Origin of the sequence: Pseudomonas sp. 21LCFQ010, assembly GCF_024129905.1 — a bacterium.
Taxonomy (GTDB): domain Bacteria; phylum Pseudomonadota; class Gammaproteobacteria; order Pseudomonadales; family Pseudomonadaceae; genus Aquipseudomonas.
Genome location: NZ_JAMYDZ010000003.1, coordinates 267,047 through 284,610, shown reverse-complemented (window position 1 = coordinate 284,610; position 17,564 = coordinate 267,047). Strand labels below are relative to the sequence as shown.

At 61.5% G+C, this 17,564-nt stretch carries 17 protein-coding genes; 11 read left to right on the top strand and 6 right to left on the bottom strand.

Annotated features, from left to right (window positions below; translation table 11 throughout):
• Positions 1-54: 54 nt before the first annotated feature.
• From NJC38_RS06375 to NJC38_RS06365, 3 genes are all read right to left on the bottom strand, one after another.
• Entirely contained in the window at positions 55-903 is an 849-nt protein-coding gene (locus tag NJC38_RS06375) for a phasin family protein (RefSeq protein WP_253112214.1), read from the bottom strand.
• Between the two features lie 11 nt (positions 904-914).
• Complete coding sequence (locus NJC38_RS06370) at positions 915-1,394, bottom strand: phasin family protein (RefSeq protein ID WP_253112212.1); 480 nt, start codon at positions 1,392-1,394, stop codon at positions 915-917.
• 121 nt (positions 1,395-1,515) lie between these two features.
• Positions 1,516-1,794 (bottom strand): polyhydroxyalkanoic acid system family protein, encoded by a 279-nt coding sequence (locus NJC38_RS06365; RefSeq protein WP_253112210.1) that lies wholly within the window; start codon positions 1,792-1,794, stop codon positions 1,516-1,518.
• A gap of 132 nt (positions 1,795-1,926) precedes the next feature.
• Between NJC38_RS06365 and ubiE the strand changes: the two genes are divergently transcribed.
• The 11 genes from ubiE (at position 1,927) to NJC38_RS06310 (ending at position 12,120) form a co-directional block, all read left to right on the top strand.
• Entirely contained in the window at positions 1,927-2,697 is a 771-nt protein-coding gene (gene ubiE / locus NJC38_RS06360) for a bifunctional demethylmenaquinone methyltransferase/2-methoxy-6-polyprenyl-1,4-benzoquinol methylase UbiE (RefSeq protein ID WP_253112208.1), read from the top strand.
• Positions 2,697-3,326, top strand: coding sequence for an SCP2 sterol-binding domain-containing protein (locus NJC38_RS06355; protein ID WP_253112206.1), 630 nt, complete (start codon positions 2,697-2,699; stop codon positions 3,324-3,326). Before ubiE ends, NJC38_RS06355 begins: the two co-directional genes overlap by 1 nt.
• Positions 3,323-4,942, top strand: a complete 1,620-nt coding sequence (ubiB, locus tag NJC38_RS06350) for a ubiquinone biosynthesis regulatory protein kinase UbiB (RefSeq protein ID WP_045486459.1) — start codon at positions 3,323-3,325, stop codon at positions 4,940-4,942. The genes NJC38_RS06355 and ubiB overlap by 4 nt, the downstream gene beginning before the upstream one ends.
• 67 nt (positions 4,943-5,009) lie before the next feature.
• Positions 5,010-5,402, top strand: coding sequence for a phosphoribosyl-AMP cyclohydrolase (gene hisI / locus NJC38_RS06345; protein WP_045486456.1), 393 nt, complete (start codon positions 5,010-5,012; stop codon positions 5,400-5,402).
• Positions 5,403-5,404: 2 nt separating this feature from the next.
• Positions 5,405-5,737, top strand: coding sequence for a phosphoribosyl-ATP diphosphatase (locus NJC38_RS06340; protein ID WP_045486453.1), 333 nt, complete (start codon positions 5,405-5,407; stop codon positions 5,735-5,737).
• Between the two features lie 40 nt (positions 5,738-5,777).
• The gene (locus NJC38_RS06335; protein WP_045486450.1) at positions 5,778-6,056 is read left to right on the top strand and encodes a twin-arginine translocase TatA/TatE family subunit; all 279 of its coding nucleotides are present in this window, start codon (positions 5,778-5,780) and stop codon (positions 6,054-6,056) included.
• Between the two features lie 3 nt (positions 6,057-6,059).
• Entirely contained in the window at positions 6,060-6,521 is a 462-nt protein-coding gene (gene tatB / locus NJC38_RS06330; protein ID WP_253112204.1) for a Sec-independent protein translocase protein TatB, read from the top strand.
• Positions 6,518-7,303: a twin-arginine translocase subunit TatC gene (tatC, locus tag NJC38_RS06325; RefSeq protein WP_253112202.1), complete on the top strand. Its 786-nt coding sequence runs from the start codon at positions 6,518-6,520 to the stop codon at positions 7,301-7,303. The genes tatB and tatC overlap by 4 nt, the downstream gene beginning before the upstream one ends.
• A complete protein-coding gene (locus NJC38_RS06320; protein ID WP_045486442.1) occupies positions 7,300-8,007 on the top strand; it encodes a 16S rRNA (uracil(1498)-N(3))-methyltransferase in 708 nt (235 codons plus the stop codon). Before tatC ends, NJC38_RS06320 begins: the two co-directional genes overlap by 4 nt.
• 102 nt (positions 8,008-8,109) lie before the next feature.
• Positions 8,110-10,026, top strand: a complete 1,917-nt coding sequence (locus tag NJC38_RS06315; protein WP_253112200.1) for a methyl-accepting chemotaxis protein — start codon at positions 8,110-8,112, stop codon at positions 10,024-10,026.
• A 153-nt stretch (positions 10,027-10,179) separates the two neighbouring features.
• A complete protein-coding gene (locus tag NJC38_RS06310; RefSeq protein ID WP_253112198.1) occupies positions 10,180-12,120 on the top strand; it encodes a methyl-accepting chemotaxis protein in 1,941 nt (646 codons plus the stop codon).
• A 252-nt stretch (positions 12,121-12,372) separates the two neighbouring features.
• Here NJC38_RS06310 and mdoH read toward each other — a convergent pair whose 3' ends face one another.
• The 3 genes from mdoH to dtd form a co-directional block, all read right to left on the bottom strand.
• Positions 12,373-14,955, bottom strand: a complete 2,583-nt coding sequence (mdoH, locus tag NJC38_RS06305) for a glucans biosynthesis glucosyltransferase MdoH (protein WP_253112196.1) — start codon at positions 14,953-14,955, stop codon at positions 12,373-12,375.
• Complete coding sequence (locus tag NJC38_RS06300; RefSeq protein WP_366855554.1) at positions 14,948-16,858, bottom strand: glucan biosynthesis protein G; 1,911 nt, start codon at positions 16,856-16,858, stop codon at positions 14,948-14,950. The genes mdoH and NJC38_RS06300 overlap by 8 nt, the downstream gene beginning before the upstream one ends.
• Before the next feature lie 265 nt (positions 16,859-17,123).
• Positions 17,124-17,561 carry a D-aminoacyl-tRNA deacylase gene (gene dtd, locus NJC38_RS06295; RefSeq protein ID WP_045486432.1) on the bottom strand — a complete coding sequence of 146 codons (438 nt, stop codon included), beginning with the start codon at positions 17,559-17,561 and terminating at the stop codon, positions 17,124-17,126.
• Between the last annotated feature and the right edge of the window lie 3 nt (positions 17,562-17,564).

The window sequence follows — 17,564 nt, the reverse complement described above, 5'->3', positions numbered from 1 at the left end:
CCTGTGGGAGCGAGCAAGCTCGCTCCCACAAATCTCAGCACCAGGCCGTGACCGTCAGGAAGACGGATTGGCCGGTGCCGGGGCGTTGGGCGCCGCAGCCCCCGAAGCCTGAGGCGCTGCTGCTGCGCCACCGGAGCCGCTCTCTGGTTGCGCGGCAGGTTTGTCAGCGGCCTTGGCTGCCGGCTTGCGGGCGGCCGGTTTTTTCGCTGCCGCAGGCTTCTTGGCTGCCGCAGGCTTGGCGGCTGACGGTTTCTTGTCAGCCGGCTTATCCGCTGACTCGGCAACCGACCTGGCTTTGCTGGCGGTGCTCGAAGCGGCTTTGCTGGCCGCCTCGACCGGCTTGGCCGCGGCCTTTTTCACCGCGGGTTTGGCGGCAGTGGCCTTGCTGGCGACCTTGTCTGCCGCCTTGGCTACAGTGCTGGCCGCCGCCTTGACCAATGGCTTGGCCGTGCTACGCGGGGCAGGCTTGGCGGCAGAGATCGCCTTGACCTTGTCACCGGTCAGTTGCTCAATCTGGCGGGTCAGCTGATCGACCTTGTCGTGCAAGGTCTGCACCTCCAACCGGCTCGGTACGCCCAGGCGTGAAATGGCACTGTTGAGGCGCTTGTCGAATGCGCCCTCCAGTTCACTCCACTTGCCCAGCGCCAGGTCCTTCACATCCCCGACACGGGATTTTCCGGCCCTGACCCCGCTTTTAACCTCTTCAAGCTTCTTGTCGGCGTCGACCTTGCTCTCTTGCTCGGCCTTCTCGCCATCTTTGACCAATGTTTCGAAAAGCTTACTGCCGTCATTGCTGACCTTGGAGTAAGCCCCCAAACCAGCCAGCCAGATCTGGCGTGAGTACTTCTCGATCTCGCCGATCCAGGAGCTGCTTTGTTTCTCGGTTTTTTTCTTGCCAGCCATCCCGCTCTCCTTCAGTGATCCGACTCGATACGCTCCAGCTGTTTAGGCTCATGGCGCTCAAGCTTTTTGGGCCCGACACGTTCCAGCAATGCCGTCAGTTCATCGAGCTTAGCAGACAGTGTCTCGACGTCATGCCGGGAGGGGATGCCGATACGATTCAGGCCTCTGGCGACGCGACGATCGAACGCACTTTCGATCTTGTCCAGTTGCGCCTCGACGCGGCCTTTGACGCCAGAAACCTCGCCTTTGAGCGAATCGATCTCGCTGTTGGCGGCGTCGATTTTCTCGTCGACCACCTTCTTGGCGTCCTTTTCGGCACGCTCACCGGTGCGGATCAGCTCCTTGACGTACTCGGAGCCTTCCTGGTTGGCCTTGGTATAGGCCCCCAGGCCCGCCAGCCAGATCTTGCGGGCGTAGCGCCGCACTTCGGCAAGCGTGCTGTCCTGCTCGGTTTCGATTTCGACTTTCTTTTTCAGAGTGGCCTTGACCATGGTTCACCTCACGCTCGAATGGTTGAAGAGAACATCCTTCGCAAATATGAGGTTCAAGGTAGGCAGAAAAATTAGAAAGCACACCCTAGAAGCAGCTACAAGCTGCTCCTACGGGCTGTTCTCAAGCGGCGAGTTCGCGGTCGAGGATGCGTTCGATCTCGCTCTGGATCGCACCGCTCATCGGCGACAGGAAAAAGCTCAGCTCAATGACAATGCGCACCAGTTCTTCACCGACGTCGAGGCGGCCTTTGGCACCCTTGCCGTTCAGGGCCACGCTGTCGCCGTCCCATTTGTGCTCCAGGCCGTACTTGCTGCTGATTTTTTGCACCAGGTGCTCGGCCTTGGTGCGGGCCTGTTCCAGGCCCAGGGCGTGGGAGCGTTCGACAAGAATCTTCGACATACCAATGTTCCTTGTTTGCGGGGCCAGTTGTCGCGCCACTATAGCAGCGCAGCATGTCGGCCATGCGCCCCGTCAAGACAAAGTCAGTCGTGATGATTAGAATGGAGCGCATTCTATTCCGGTGACAGCGATATGACCGATCAGCGCAAAGACAGCGATGCCGAACCCACCACCCATTTCGGCTACCAGAACGTGCCGCAAAGCCAGAAGGCTGAAAAAGTCGCTGAGGTTTTCCACTCGGTGGCCGCCAAGTACGACCTGATGAACGACCTGCTGTCCGGCGGCATGCACAGGCTGTGGAAGCGCTTCACCATCGAGCTGTCCGGTGTGCGTCCGGGCAACCGGGTGCTGGATATCGCCGGCGGCACCGGCGATCTGGCGCGCAAGTTCTCGCAGCTGGTCGGCCCCACCGGTCAGGTGGTGCTGGCCGACATCAATGCCTCGATGCTCAAGGTAGGCCGTGATCGCCTGCTGGACAAAGGCATATCGGGCAATATCGAGTTCGTCCAGGCTGACGCCGAGAAGCTGCCGTTTCCGGATAATCACTTCGATTGCGTGACCATTGCCTTCGGCCTGCGCAACGTGACCCGCAAGGAAGATGCACTGCGTTCAATGCTGCGCGTGCTCAAACCTGGCGGCCGCCTGTTGGTCCTGGAGTTCTCCAAACCGACCAACAAGCTGATGTCCAAGGCCTACGACGCCTACTCTTTCGCGTTCATGCCGGTGATGGGCAAGCTGGTGACCAATGATTCGGAAAGCTACCGCTATCTGGCCGAGTCGATCCGCATGCACCCCGATCAGGAAACCCTCAAGTCGATGATGGTCGACGCCGGTTTCGACCGCGTGACCTATCACAACATGACTTCCGGCGTCGTTGCCCTGCACCGGGGCATCAAGCCCTGATGCTGCTGCGAGGCTTGCTGGCCAGTGCCGAACACGGCATCAACCGGGTGCTGCGCATGGACAGCACCGCGTTGCCACGCCTGGGTGCGCTGAGCGGCACGGTGATTGCCGTGGACTGCCGCGACCCGGCGCTGCAACTGTTCATGCTGCCAAGCGACCAAGGCTTGCTGCTGGCCTCGCAATGGGCGGCGCCCGCCGACTGCACCTTGCGCGCCCCGGCCGCGAGCCTGTTGCGCCTGGCCTTGAGCCAGGACAAGAGCGCCGTGCTGCATGGCCCGAATGTCGAGCTTGATGGCGACAGCGGCATCCTGCTGGAGCTGGCCGGCATTCTTCAGGACCTGGAACTGGACTGGGAGTACGAGCTGTCACGCTGGCTCGGCCCGGTCGCCAGCCAGGTGCTGGGCAGCCACCTGCGCAGCCGCGCCCGCTGGACCCGCAGTAGTCTGGCAAGCCTGGGCCAGAATCTGGCCGATTACCTGAGTGAAGAATCACGTACCCTGGTCGGCAAGCATGAAGCCGAAGCGCACTTCAATGAACTGGACCGGATCAAACTTGATCTGGAACGGCTTGAAGTACGGGTAGCCCGTCTCTCTCAATCCTTGACCCCCAGCGATAGCGATAACGCATGAAGTTGCTTGCCGTCCGCCGCCTGTTGCGCATCCAGCGTGTCGTAATCCGCTACCGCCTCGATGACCTGTTGTTTGGCCTGCCGCTGCCCTGGTGGCTGCTGGCAGTACGCTTCGTCCTGCCGTGGCGCTGGTTGCCGCGCAAACCCTCGCCCTTGAGCCGGGGCGAACGTCTGCGCCTTGCCCTGCAGGATCTCGGGCCGATTTTCATCAAGTTCGGCCAGTTGCTCTCGACCCGCCGCGACCTGCTGCCCGAAGACATTGCCGACGAACTGATGCTGCTTCAGGACCGGGTCCCGCCGTTCGACCCGAAGCTGTCGGTCCAGCTCATCGAAGAGCAACTCGGCGCGCGGATCAGCGAAGTGTTCAGCCGCTTCGATGTCGAGCCGCTGGCCTCGGCCTCGGTCGCCCAGGTGCATGCTGCGCGCCTGAAAAGCGGCGAAGAAGTGGTGGTCAAGGTTGTGCGCCCGGGCCTGAAGCCGGTCATCACCCAGGACATGGCCTGGCTGTTCCTGCTCGCCCGTGTTGCCGAACGGGTGTCGGCCGACGCGCGCCTGCTGCACCCGGTGCAAGTGGTCAACGATTACGAAAAAACCATTTACGACGAACTCGACCTGCTGCGCGAAGCGGCCAACGCCAGCCAGTTGCGGCGCAACTTCGAAGGTTCGCAACTGCTTTATGTGCCGCAGGTGTACTGGGACTGGTGCCGCCCGAAAGTACTGGTGATGGAGCGCATCTACGGCATTCAGGTCACCGACCTGGCGACCCTGGCCGATCAGCGCACCGACATGAAGATGCTCGCCGAACGCGGCGTGGAGATCTTCTTCACTCAGGTGTTCCGCGACAGTTTCTTCCATGCCGACATGCACCCCGGCAATATCTTCGTCAGCACCGTCACCCCCTGGAGCCCGCAATACATCGCCATCGACTGCGGCATCGTCGGCAGCCTGACCCCGGAAGACCAGGACTATCTGGCGCGCAACCTGTTCGCCTTCTTCAAGCGCGACTATCGCCGCGTCGCACAACTGCACATCGATTCAGGCTGGGTACCGGCAGAGACCAAACTCAATGAATTCGAGGCCGCGATCCGCACCGTTTGCGAACCGATCTTCGAAAAACCGCTCAAGGACATCTCGTTCGGTCAGGTGCTGATGCGTCTGTTCCAGACCGCACGGCGCTTCAACATGGAAGTGCAGCCGCAACTGGTGCTGCTGCAGAAAACCCTGTTGAACATCGAAGGCCTGGGCCGCCAGCTGTACCCGGACCTGGACCTGTGGAGCACTGCCCAGCCGTTCCTTGAGCGCTGGATGCGCGAGCGGGTCAGCCCCAAGACCCTGTTGGGCAACCTGCAATCGCAGGTCGAGCAGTTGCCACACATCGCCGGCATGACCCGCGACCTGCTGGAGCGCCTGTCCAGGCCGCATGCCAACGATCCACCGCCACCGGGCCGTGAGCGCGGCGACAGCCGTGCCCTGCGCCTGCTCGGCGCGGCACTGCTGACCGGCGGTGCGATCCAGAGTTGGGCGCTGACTGCCGCCGGCACTGCGCTGCCGGGGCTGACCGGCATACCGGCAGGCATCATGCTGGCCGCAGGACTGTATCTGATCGTTCGTCGATAGCCAGCAGCGCGTGGCGCTGGCACACTGTTCAATCCGCCGGGCAGCGACCCCCGGCAGCGGAGAAGTTATGAAAGACTGGCTGGACGAGATTCACTGGAACAGCGACGGTCTGGTGCCTGCAATCGCTCAGGACCACAAGACCGGTCGGGTATTGATGATGGCCTGGATGAACCGCGAATCGCTGGCGCTGACGGCCGCCGAAAACCGTGCCATATACTGGTCACGTTCGCGTGGCAAACTGTGGCGCAAGGGCGAGGAATCGGGCCATGTGCAGAAGTTGCACGAGCTGCGTCTGGACTGCGATGCCGACGTCATTATCCTGATGGTCGAGCAACTGGGCGGCATTGCCTGCCACACGGGTCGGCAAAGCTGCTTCTACCGCGTGTTCGAAAACGGCGACTGGAAGACCGTCGATCCGGTCCTCAAGGACCCGGACGCCATCTACCACTCAGGACACTGAACATGACCGACACCCTGGCCCGTCTGGCCGAAGTACTGGAGTCGCGCAAAGGCGCGGCTGCTGACAGCTCCTATGTCGCCAGCCTGTATCACAAGGGTCTGAACAAGATCCTGGAGAAAGTTGGCGAAGAGTCGGTCGAAACCATCATCGCTGCCAAGGACGCCGCTGTCAGCGGTGACTGCAGCGATGTCATTTATGAAACCGCCGATCTGTGGTTCCACAGCATGGTCATGCTGGCGGCCCTGGGTCAGCATCCGCAGGCCGTGCTTGACGAACTGGATCGCCGTTTCGGGCTGTCCGGCCACGCGGAAAAAGCTGCGCGCACGCAAGGTTAAGGCCTGGGCGCACGCCTGAAACTTCAAGAGGATTGCTGTAATGGGTATTTTTGACTGGAAACACTGGCTCGTCATTCTGATCGTCGTCGTCCTGGTGTTCGGCACCAAGAAGCTGAAAAACCTCGGCACTGACGTCGGCGAATCGATCAAGGGCTTTCGCAAAGCCATGAACGACGACGAAAAACAGGCTGCACCCGATGCAACGGCCCAGCCGCAGCAGTCTCAGGCCGCGCCACAACCGGCCCAGCCAACCCAGCCGCACACCATCGATGCCCAGGCCCAGAGGGTTCCAGAGCCGCAGCGCAAGGACCAGGTCTGATTCATGTTCGGTATCAGCTTTTCCGAACTGCTGCTGGTCGGCCTGGTTGCCCTGCTGGTGCTCGGCCCCGAGCGTCTGCCAGGTGCCGCACGTACCGCCGGCCTGTGGATCGGGCGCCTGCGGCGCAGCTTCAACGCCATCAAGCAGGAAGTGGAGCGCGAGATCGGTGCCGACGAAATCCGTCGACAACTGCATAACGAGCACATCCTGTCGCTGGAAGAAGAGGCCCGCAAGATCTTCTCGCCATTGCAGGAAGAGGTTCTGAACCGTGATGCCTCGGCCGCCGAACCGGACCCGCAGCCCATCGAGCTGCAACCTGAACCAGAACCGCAGCCGGCCGTGGCCAACGCCCCGGAAAAGCCGCGTCTGAGCCTGGAAAAACAGCCAAAACCGCTGGTCACTGCCGCGCCCGTCGCCCAACCGGCCAGCCCTTCTGATTCGTCATTGCCGCCGCGAGCCCCATGAGCGCTGAAATCCCGGAAAACGACCAGCCGATGCCGCTGGTCTCGCACCTGACCGAACTGCGGACCCGCCTGCTGCGTTGCGTGGCGGCCGTGTTTCTGGTGTTCGCCTGCCTGTTCTATTTCGCCCAGAAGATCTACACCCTGGTTTCGGCCCCGCTGCGCGCCTACTTGCCCGAAGGCGCGACGATGATCGCCACTGATGTGGCCTCGCCGTTCCTGACGCCGTTCAAGCTGACCATGATGGTTGCCCTGTTCGCCTCGATGCCGATCATCCTGCATCAGGTGTGGGGCTTCATTGCGCCGGGCCTGTACAAGCATGAAAAGCGCATTGCGGTTCCGCTGCTGGTTTCCAGCATTATCCTGTTCTATGCCGGCATGGCGTTCGCCTACTTCCTGGTGTTCCCGCTGATTTTCCACTTCTTCGCCAGCGTGACACCTGAAGGCGTGTCGATGATGACTGACATCGCCAGTTATCTGGATTTTGTCATGACCCTGTTCTTCGCCTTCGGCGTGGCCTTCGAGATTCCGGTGGCCGTAGTGCTGCTGGTGTGGATTGGCGTGGTCGATGTGGCGTACCTGAAGAAGATTCGCCCGTACGTGATCATCGGCTGCTTCGTGGTCGGTATGATCCTGACCCCACCGGACATCTTCTCCCAGACCTTGCTGGCCGTGCCGATGTGGCTGCTGTTCGAGCTCGGCGTGCTGTGCAGCGGCATGATCAGCAAGCGCGGCGAACACCCTGAGGATCCCAAGCCCGATCAGCCGCCAGCACCGCTGTTGTGAACCTGCTGTTGCTTGAGGAGGCCGACTTTATCGCGGCCGACCGGGTGATCCTGCGTGATCGCCGCCTGCGGCATATGCAGGAGGTGCAGCGCGTCGAGGTCGGCGACACCCTGCGGGTCGGCCGCATTGACGGCCTGCTGGGTCAGGCCGAGGTGCTGCGTCTGGAGCCGCGTGAAGCCGAGCTGCAGGTGAGCCTGCACAGCGCACCACCGGCCAAGCTGCCGCTGACCCTGATACTGGCCGTGCCACGACCGAAAATGCTCCGTCGGGTGTTCCAGACCGTGGCCACCATGGGTGTGCCACGGCTGATTCTGGTCAACAGCTACCGGGTAGAGAAGAGTTTCTGGCAGACACCGTTCCTGCAACCGGCGAGCATCCGCGAGAATCTGATTCTCGGTCTGGAACAGGCCCGCGACAGCGTTCTGCCTGAGGTGTTGATCGAAAAGCGCTTCAAGCCGTTTGTCGAAGACCGCCTGCCCGCGATTGCGCAAGACACCCTGGGCCTGACCGGTCACCCCGGCGACTTCCCCGCCTGCCCGCGGGCTGTGAGCGGGCCGGTCACACTGGCTATCGGCCCCGAAGGCGGCTGGATTCCTTACGAAGTCGAACTGCTGGGCAAGGCCGGCCTGCAACCGGTGCAACTGGGCGAGCGCATCCTGCGCGTCGAGACCGCCGTGACGGCGTTGCTGGCGCGCCTGTTTTAAGACGCTGCCAACTGTCATTTTGCTGACTGAACGCTTCAGTTTTAACAATACAGGCCGATGCAGTAGGACGTTTCGCGTTGATACATCCTACAAGGAGCCACCATGCCTCGCTGGTTTACTGAAAGTCTCGCTAACGCCAGTGTTCGCCTGAAGCTGACTATAGGGTTTGGTCTGGTTGTATTGATGGCACTGGCAATCAGTAGCGTCGCCTGGAGCAGCATCCAGTCCCTGATCGCCCGCAGCGATCGGGTTGCCGCAATCAATGACATCAACCAGCAGACCCTCGAACTGCGCATCCTGCGTCAGCAATATGAAGCCAGGGTCAGTCCTGAAGCGGCGAAAAATGTCAGCGATGGCCTGGACCGACTCGATGCAGGATTGTTGGCCGCCAAGAACCTGGTCAGGACGCCAGAAAATCACCGCCGTCTGGAGACCCAGATCAAGGCCGCCAGTGATTATCGCCAGGCGTTCACAGACATGAGCCGTGCCATTACGACCCGTGAAGGTACGCGTAGTTTGATGGGCGACAGTGCCGATAAAGCCGTGGCCGAAATTGGCAAACTCGAAGCCGAGCTGCTCAAGGGCGACGATATTCTGGCCTTCAACAATATCGTCGGGGTCAGCAAACTGCTTCAGCAGGCGCGTTTCCAGGTACGCGGTTATACCTATAGCGGCAGGGCCGAGTTCGAAAAGAACGCCAACGCAGCCATTGATGAGGCCATGGTCGGCATCAACAGCCTGGCGGGCGACATTCCTGCAGCGTTCCTGCCCACCCTGCAAGCGGCACAGGAAGGCCTCAAAGGCTACCGCGCCGCTGTCGGTCAGTACCGCGATGCACATGGCGCAGCCAACGCAGCGCTTGAGCGGATGGCGCCACTGGGCGAGACGCTGGTCAAAACCAGTGATGAACTGATTCAGAACCAGAAAGCCAGCCGCGATGCGGAAAGTCAAAAGGCGCTGGTGACGATCAGCCTGGCGACGCTGGTGGCGGTGCTGCTCAGCATTCTGGCCGCCTGGATCATCACCCGGCAAATCACCAAACCACTTGAGGACACTCTCAAGGTGGTCGAGCGTGTCGCCTCCGGCGATCTGAGCCATGACCTGAAAATCGATCGTGGCGACGAACTCGGCAAACTGCAAGCCAGTATCCAGCGCATGACCCTCAACCTGCGTGATCTGGTCGGCGGTATTCGTGACGGTGTGACCCAGATTGCCAGCGCCGCCGAAGAGCTGTCCGCAGTGACCGAGCAGACCAGCGCCGGGGTCAACAGCCAGAAGGTCGAAACCGACCAGGTGGCAACGGCCATGCACGAGATGACCGCGACGGTACAGGAAGTGGCACGCAACGCCGAAGAAGCCTCCGAAGCGGCCAAGGCCGCCGACCTGCAGGCACGCGAAGGCGACAAGGTGGTCAACGAGGCGATTCAACAAATCGAACGCCTGGCCTCGGCCATGGGCAACTCGACTCAGGCGATGAGTGACCTCAAGCAGGAAAGCGACAAGATCGGCAGCGTGCTGGACGTGATCAAGTCGGTGGCCGAACAAACCAACCTGCTGGCCCTCAACGCCGCCATTGAAGCGGCGCGGGCGGGCGAGGCCGGGCGCGGCTTTGCCGTGGTGGCCGATGAGGTGCGCAGCCTGGCGCAACGCACCCAGAAGTCCACCGAAGAAATTGAAGCGCTGATTGCCAGCCTGCAAAACGGTACTGCGCAGGTGTCGAGCATCATCGACAGCGGTCTGAGCCTGACCGGCAGCAGCGTGGAGCTGACCCGCCGCGCAGGGGTTTCGCTGGAAAGCATCACCCGTACGGTCTCGGCCATCCAGTCGATGAACCAGCAGATCGCCGCCGCCGCAGAACAGCAGAGCGCCACCGCCGATGAGATCAATCGCAGCGTGATCAACGTCAGCGATATTTCCCAGCAGACCTCGGCCGCCAGCGAAGAAACCGCCGCTTCCAGCGTCGAACTGGCCCGTCTGGGCAACCATCTGCAGACTCTGGTCAGCCGCTTTATCGTCTGACGTGCCCCGTATCACAAGCGCGGCTGGCCGCGCTTGTGATAACTGCATCACCCTCTGCAACCGTTCAGAAATGTCCTACGACCGGTTCAGGTCGACTCTCCCCGACTCCTGCCGATGCGCTCATGACGCATTCAATAGCGCAGGAGCTTCCCGATGTTTGCATTGATCAACCGCACGCTCGACAACCTGAGCGTCAGAGTCAAACTCACCCTGGGTTTCGGCCTGGTCCTGGCCTTGACCCTGGCCATCACCCTCACCGGCTGGCACGGCCTGGACAACATGATCGAACGGTCCGAGGCGATCTCGTCCATCGGCCAGCTCAGCAACCTGACCAAGGACCTGCGTGCCGAGCGGATCATCTTCCGTGAAGAAAGCACCCCACAGAGCGCCGCCCGCGTTGAAAACCGCCTCAACGAACTGGAAAGCCATCTGGGCGTGCTGCGCAAGGAGGTCGAAAGCCCGCAGAGTCTTGACCTGCTGACGGCACAAAGCCGGATCATCGCCAGCCTGGAGAAGACCTTCGCCGAACTGAGCCTGCAACGTCAGATGCGCGACCAGACCAGCCAGAAGCTGGTGCAGCAGTCGGCGCAGGCCGTCGCCGCTGTTGGCCAGGTGGAAACCGAGGTGCTCAAGTCTCTGAGCCAGGAACAGGACAACGCCGAGCGTCTGGAAGAGTTCACCAACCTGGCGCAGCTCAAGCAGCAGATCCAGCTGGCCCGCTTTCAGGTCCAGGCCTACACCTTCAGCGCCAAACAGGAAGATGAACATGCCGCCGTAATGGCCATCGACGAAGCGCTCAAGGAAGTCCAGGAGATTGCTCGCGAGCAAGCCGACGACAATCTGCAAGCGCTCAAACCAGCTGCAGAAGCGCTGCAAGAGTACAAGGAACAACTGGGGCGCTTTCGCGATGCGCAGTCGGGAGTCGAGCAAAGCCAGGAGGCCATGGAAAGCCTCGGCGACCAGATGCTCGAATCGGTCGCCCAGCTCATCAGCCTGCAGGGCACACAGCGCGATGATCAGGCCAGCCGCTCGCGCACCGCGCTTACCGGGGTCGCGGTGCTGGCAATGGGCATGGGGTTGCTGGCAGCCTGGGTGATGACCCGGCAGATCATCGTGCCGTTGCGCCAGACCCTGGCGGCCGCCGGGCGTATCGCCCAAGGAGACCTGAGCCGCAACCTGATCGTTGAGCGCAATGATGAGCTGGGCCAGTTGCAACGCAGCATGCAAGACATGACCGAGAACCTGCGCGGGCTGCTCAGCGGCATCGGCGATGGCGTCAACCAGCTGTCCAGCGCCGCCGAGCAACTGTCGGCAGTCACTGAGCAGACCAGCGCCGGGGTCAACAGCCAGAAGACCGAAACCGATCAGGTCGCCACCGCCATCAACCAGATGGCCGCCACCGTGCTGGAAGTGGCCAGCAGCGCCCAACAGGCCTCGAACGCGGCGGTTCAGGCTGACCAGCAAGCCCGCGATGGCGATCGGGTGGTGGGCGAAGCCATCGGCCAGATAGAGCAGCTGTCCCAGGAAATGCTCAACTCCACCCAGGCAATGAATCGCCTGCGCCAGGAGAGTGACAAGATTGCTGGCGTTCTGGATGTGATCAAGTCGGTGTCACAGCAGACCAACCTGCTCGCCCTCAACGCCGCTATCGAGGCCGCTCGTGCCGGCGAAGCAGGACGCGGGTTTGCTGTGGTGGCCGACGAAGTTCGAAGCCTGGCGCAACGCACCCAACAGTCCACCGAAGAAATCGAAGAGTTGATCGCCGCCCTGCAAAGCGGCACGCAGCAGGTGGTCAGCACCCTGGACAACAGCCGCAGCCTGACCGAGCAAAGCGTCGAACTGAGCCGCCGGGCGGGCGCTGCGCTTGAGCAAATCACCCGCACCGTCACCGGCATCCAGGACATGAACCGCCAGATCGCCACCGCCAGTGAGCAGCAGAGTGCAGTGGCCGAACAGATCAACCGCAGCGTGGTTAATGTGCGCGAGATCTCGGAGCAGACCGCCACGGCCAGCGAACAGACGGCCTCCTCGAGCATTGAACTGGCGCGGCTGGGCACCCGGCTCAAGGAACTGGTGAGCCGTTTCAAGGTTTGATTATGCGAGGCAGGCCGGCAGACGACTGACGCCCTTGGCAAACAAGATCACAAACCATTGACCGGGAAGGGAGACCCGGTGGGAGGGGGCTCTGCCCGCGAAGAGGCCGGTAAAGTCACAGCATCTGCTGCGACTTTACCGCCGCCTTCGCGACCAAGGTCGCTCCCACCCGATCCTGACCTGAAATACAGTGGGAACGAGCTTGCTCGTGAAGGCGGCATTACATTCACAGCAAATGTGCCGCCTCACGCATCAGGCCGGCACCGGGACCGGTTCAGGCCTGACCGGTTGCAACGGCAACAACGGCGCATGCGGGTCGGCGTCGATGGAGGCGTGCCAGGCCGCCAGCCACTCAGGATGACGCTGGTTCCACACTTGCTCGTGCAGGCGCGACAGAGCGACCGGGTCACTGAGCAGCATCAACCGCTCATGATTACCAAGCTTCTCTGGCCCGGCCTGCAACGCCTGCGCCACCCGTTCGACGCGCAAAGCCTCGATAGGCGCAGCCTCACGGTGTCGTGAGGTGGCCATGGCACAGGCCAGGGCGTTCTGCTGCGGATCGACCACGGCCCGAACGAAGCCGTCATTAAGGGCATGCCAGCGGTTCTCGTGGGTGTACTGATCAGTGGAGATCAGTTCCTGTGGCGTGTCGTATTCCTCAGGAATCAGGAACAGCTTCTCGTCACGCGCCTTCAGGCCCAGGCCGGTACGGCTGGAAATCACCGAGACCGGAATCGACAGCATCAGCGACACCACGATAGGCGCCAGCCACCACAGGAAGCTCGGGTTCAGCCAGGCCACCAGAGCGGTCCACAACACCCCCAACAGGGTCTGCGGACCGTGACGCTTGATGGCCTCGGACCACGGCGTGGAGTCGTCGTCACGCTGCGGTGAGTTCCAGGTCGCTGCCCAGCCGAGGAACGCGGCCAGAACGAAACGGGTGTGAAACAGCATGCGCACCGGTGCCAGCAGCATCGAGAACAGCATTTCGACGAACATCGACACGGTGACCTTGAACTTGCCACCGAACGACTTGGCGCCCTGAGCCCAGATCAGGATCACGCTGAGCAGCTTGGGCAGGAACAACAGCACGACGGTGGTCGAGAACAGGGCGATGGCTTTTTCCGGGTGCCACTGTGGCCACAACGGGTACAGCTGGCGCGGCTCCAGGAAGTAGGTCGGTTCCATCAGGGTGTTGACAGCCAGCAGCGCGGTGGACAGCACCAAAAACAGGAACCACAACGGCGCTGACAGGTACGACATCACCCCGGTGAGGAACACCGCACGGTGGACCGGGTGCATCCCCTTGACCAGAAACAGGCGGAAGTTCATCAGGTTGCCGTGACACCAGCGTCGATCACGCTTGAGCTCGTCGAGCAGGTTGGGCGGCAATTCTTCGTAGCTGCCCGGCAGGTCATAGGCAATCCACACGCCCCAGCCGGCACGGCGCATCAGCGCTGCTTCGACGAAGTCATGGGACAGGATCGCACCGGCGAACGCCCCTTTACCGGGCAATGGCGCCAGGGCGCAATGCTCGATGAACGGCTTCATGCGGATGATCGCGTTGTGCCCCCAGTAATGGGATTCACCCAGTTGCCAGAAGTGCAGGCCGGCGGTGAACAGCGGACCGTAGACGCGGGTGGCGAACTGTTGCAGACGCGCGTACAGCGTGTCCATGCCCGACGCCTTCGGCGCGGTCTGGATAATCCCGGCGTCCGGCGTGGCTTCCATCAGGCGCACCAGGCTGGTCAGACACTCGCCGCTCATCACGCTGTCGGCATCGAGCACTACCATGTAGCGGTAGTCACTGCCCCAACGGCGGCAGAAGTCGTCCAGGTTACCGCTCTTGCGTTTCACGCGGCGACGGCGACGGCGATAGAAGATCTTGCCGAAGCCATTGGTTTCGCGGCACACGTCAAGCCAGGCCTGTTGTTCGGCCACGGCGATGTCGGTGTCGTTGGTATCGCTGAGGACGAAGAAATCGAAGCGATCCAGGTCGCCGGTGGCGGCCACCGACTCGAAGGTCGCACGCAGGCCGGCAAACACCCGTGGTACGTCTTCGTTACAGATCGGCATCACCAGCGCGGTGCGGGCACCGGGCTCAATCGGCTCGTTACCCGCACTGGCTCCGGAGATCCGGTACTTGTCGCGCCCGGTCAGCAGTTCCAGAAAGCCCATCAGAGCAGTCCAGAAACCGGCCGACACCCAGCAGAACAGAATGCCGAACATCAGCAGGATGGTGGTCTGCAAGGCATACGGCAGCACCTGCATGGCGGTCTGCACGAAGGTCTGGCGGGTGATCTCGTCCAGCGACACCAGTGACCAGCCCTGGTACGGCAGGATGCCCTTCATGTACCAGCCCGCCACGGCAGTCTGGCCGAGCATCAGCAGCAGCAGGATGTAGCGGCGAATCGAGCCTACGGTACGCCAGCGCGACTTGGGCAAGTCTCGCGGCAGATCGCTGTAGTCCGGCTTGGGCGGATTGGTCTTGCCAGTCAGCCGCCGCCAGCCACGCACCAGGATATTGGTGCGCCATGGCTCCGGCACGACCCGGGTACGCTTGATCGGCGGCGCCACCTTGAGGCGGATCCGGCCGTTGGCGTCGACATCGAGCAGTTCGGCTTCGCGCAGTTCGTCAGCAGTCGACAACGCCAGGCGGGTGCCCACCGAGGCCTGGGCGGCCTCGTCGGATGCACTGCCAGGCTGCGCCGACAGGCGCCGGTGCAGTTCGGAGAAAGACGTGCAGCCGGCCAGTTCGGCGCGCTGCTCGTCGCTCATTGGCAGGTGTGCCAGGTACTCGTTGAGCGACTCTGGCACTGGAACGGAATTACTCATCGCTAGGCAACTGGTAGCTCCAGGTCTCGGTCAGGACTTGCAGAGTCTTGGCCGGTTCTGGAAGGGTGGGCGCAGCCTCGGCAGCAGGCTGCTGGGCGTCTTTCTTGGTGGCATCGGCATCTTTACCTGCTTCGGCCTTGGCCACTTCAGGCTTGCCAGCCTCAGGCTTGGCGGCCTCGGCCTTGCCAGCTTCAGGCTTGGCCGCTTCAGGTTTGCCAGCATCGGCCTTGGCGACTTCGGCAGCCTTTACCGCTTCAGCCTTGACCACCGCTTTCTCGTCTTTGACCGTGTCTTTGGCAGGCGACTTGGCAGCAGCCTTCTTCTCTTCATTGGCCACCAGCACCGCTGGCTCCTTGCCTGGCTCTGCCGGAACTTCACGCAGCAGGTAGGCACGCATCTCGACCGGACGGCTGGCGTCCTTGACCTTGATCCGCAGGCTCAGGCGATAGCCTTTGGTGACCGGGTTGTAACGCAGGGTGTTTTCGACCAGCTCGGTGTTTTCATCGGTGGTCACCTGGCTGCGAATGGTCTTGTCTTCTGGCTGCGCAGCCAATACAGGACCGACAAAGTCGACCTGGAAGGCGATGCTGCCGTCAGGCTGGCGAATCAGGTTGGCCTGACGCACATCCCCCAGAGAACGCAGGGTCTGCTTGACCCAGCCCAGATCTGGCGAGTGGATGGCGTTTTCATCCTTGGTCCAGTGGATCCGGTAGTTGAACTCCATCGGCTCACCCGGAGCCGGCAAAGTGTCAGGCTTCCAGAACGCCACAATGTTGTCGTTGGTCTCGTCGGCAGTCGGGATCTCGATCAGCTCGACCACGCCCTTGCCCCAGTCGCCACGCGGCTCGATCCAGGCACTTGGACGCTTGTCGTAGCGATCGTCGAGGTCTTCGTACTGACTGAAGTCACGACCGCGTTGCAGCAGGCCGAAACCACGCGGGTTTTCCACCGAGAAGCTGCTCACAGCGAGGTGTTTGGGGTTATTCAGCGGACGCCATACCCACTCACCATTGGCTGCCTGGATCGACAGACCGCTGGAGTCGTGCAGTTCACGACGGTAGTTGGACATGCGCGGCGGCTGATGGGTGCCGAACAGGAACATGCTGGTCAACGGCGCAACACCAAGCTTGGTGACCTTGTCGCGCAGGAACACCCGCGAGCGTACGTCGACGCGGCTGCCGCTGCCAGGACGCAGGATAAACTGATAAGCACCGGTGGCACGCGGCGAGTCGAGCAGCGCGTAGATCACCAGGTGGTTGTCGTCTGCACCGGGTTTTTCGATCCAGTATTCCTTGAAGCGTGGGAATTCTTCGCCGGACGATACGGCAGTATCGATGGCCAGACCACGGGCCGACAGGCCATAGACCTGGTCCTTGCCGATCACGCGGAAGTAGCTGGCGCCCAGCATGGTCATGATTTCGTCGAGCTTGTCATCCTTGTTGATCGGATACAGCACGCGAAAACCGGCGTAGCCGAGTTTCTCGGTCGCCTTGGGGTCGAATTTCAGTTCACCGAAATCAAACCGCGAAGGATCGTACTTGATCTCCTCGACCGTGGTAGCTGTGACTTCGTTGATCTTCACCGGCGTGTCGAAATGCATGCCCTGATGATAGAACGACAGCTTGAACGGAATCTTTTCGCCCGCCCACTCGGCCTTGTCTTCGCGGAAACGGATTTTCTGGTAGTCCGCGAATTTCATCTCACGGAACTCGCCCGGCAGGTTGCTCTTCGGAGCTTCGAACTTCTGCCCGGCCAATTCCTTGGCCTTTACCGCCACATCATCAAGATTGAATGCCCATAGCTGGCCTGAGCCAAGCAGGCAAAGCATGGCAGTGCCAGCCATCAACGCGCCACGCAGCCGCGTTACAGGTTTTTTTGGAGCATTACAGGGACTAACGATCACGAGCAACCCTCGCCGAAAACAGATGAAAAAACCAACGGCCAGCTATCCAGTGCCGGTTGGCGAGCATTGTTCCGACTGCGAAAGGGGCCAATGATTCCCCAAATCGCTGCCGAAGGTTTATTTGCCCGACCGTCCGACAGGCCACCAATGATGGCCATTTAGCGCGCGATTATCCTGTAGCGCGCGCCACAACGCATCAGGTGTGACAAAGTTTTTATTGCCTGGTTACCCAATCGATACAGGACGCAGCGTTTGAGCGCTTTTTTCAGGTCTCGAACAGGAAAGTCACAGGACCGTCGTTGGTCAGGTGAACTTGCATGTCAGCTCCGAAACGCCCGGACTCGACTCTTGGATGAACCGTTTTTGCCTGTTGCAGAAGATAGTCGAAAAGTTCGGCCCCGAGGGCCGGCGGCGCTGCTTTGGAGAAACCCGGACGCAAACCGCTGCGGGTATCAGCCGCCAGAGTGAACTGGGAAACCAGCAACAGACCGCCCTGCACGTCGCGCAGAGACAGGTTCATCTTGCCGTCGGCATCGCTGAATACCCGGTAGTTCAGCAGCTTGTGGAGCATCTTGTCGGCACTGGCCGGCGTGTCTTGCGGCTCTACCCCCACCAGAACCAGCAGGCCCTGGTCGATAGCCCCGACCACTTCACCCTCTACTTCAACACGCGCGCCACGCACGCGCTGTAGCAAGCCTTTCATCAA

What these genes read in the sequence shown, in the direction of transcription:
- NJC38_RS06375 (WP_253112214.1), bottom strand. Translation starts at nt 903, where the DNA reads ATGGCTGGCAAGAAAAAAACCGAGAAACAAAGCAGCTCCTGGATCGGC.
- NJC38_RS06370 (WP_253112212.1), bottom strand. Translation starts at nt 1,394, where the DNA reads ATGGTCAAGGCCACTCTGAAAAAGAAAGTCGAAATCGAAACCGAGCAG.
- NJC38_RS06365 (WP_253112210.1), bottom strand. Translation starts at nt 1,794, where the DNA reads ATGTCGAAGATTCTTGTCGAACGCTCCCACGCCCTGGGCCTGGAACAG.
- ubiE (WP_253112208.1), top strand. Translation starts at nt 1,927, where the DNA reads ATGACCGATCAGCGCAAAGACAGCGATGCCGAACCCACCACCCATTTC.
- NJC38_RS06355 (WP_253112206.1), top strand. Translation starts at nt 2,697, where the DNA reads ATGCTGCTGCGAGGCTTGCTGGCCAGTGCCGAACACGGCATCAACCGG.
- ubiB (WP_045486459.1), top strand. Translation starts at nt 3,323, where the DNA reads ATGAAGTTGCTTGCCGTCCGCCGCCTGTTGCGCATCCAGCGTGTCGTA.
- hisI (WP_045486456.1), top strand. Translation starts at nt 5,010, where the DNA reads ATGAAAGACTGGCTGGACGAGATTCACTGGAACAGCGACGGTCTGGTG.
- NJC38_RS06340 (WP_045486453.1), top strand. Translation starts at nt 5,405, where the DNA reads ATGACCGACACCCTGGCCCGTCTGGCCGAAGTACTGGAGTCGCGCAAA.
- NJC38_RS06335 (WP_045486450.1), top strand. Translation starts at nt 5,778, where the DNA reads ATGGGTATTTTTGACTGGAAACACTGGCTCGTCATTCTGATCGTCGTC.
- tatB (WP_253112204.1), top strand. Translation starts at nt 6,060, where the DNA reads ATGTTCGGTATCAGCTTTTCCGAACTGCTGCTGGTCGGCCTGGTTGCC.
- tatC (WP_253112202.1), top strand. Translation starts at nt 6,518, where the DNA reads ATGAGCGCTGAAATCCCGGAAAACGACCAGCCGATGCCGCTGGTCTCG.
- NJC38_RS06315 (WP_253112200.1), top strand. Translation starts at nt 8,110, where the DNA reads ATGCCTCGCTGGTTTACTGAAAGTCTCGCTAACGCCAGTGTTCGCCTG.
- NJC38_RS06310 (WP_253112198.1), top strand. Translation starts at nt 10,180, where the DNA reads ATGTTTGCATTGATCAACCGCACGCTCGACAACCTGAGCGTCAGAGTC.
- mdoH (WP_253112196.1), bottom strand. Translation starts at nt 14,955, where the DNA reads ATGAGTAATTCCGTTCCAGTGCCAGAGTCGCTCAACGAGTACCTGGCA.
- dtd (WP_045486432.1), bottom strand. Translation starts at nt 17,561, where the DNA reads ATGAAAGGCTTGCTACAGCGCGTGCGTGGCGCGCGTGTTGAAGTAGAG.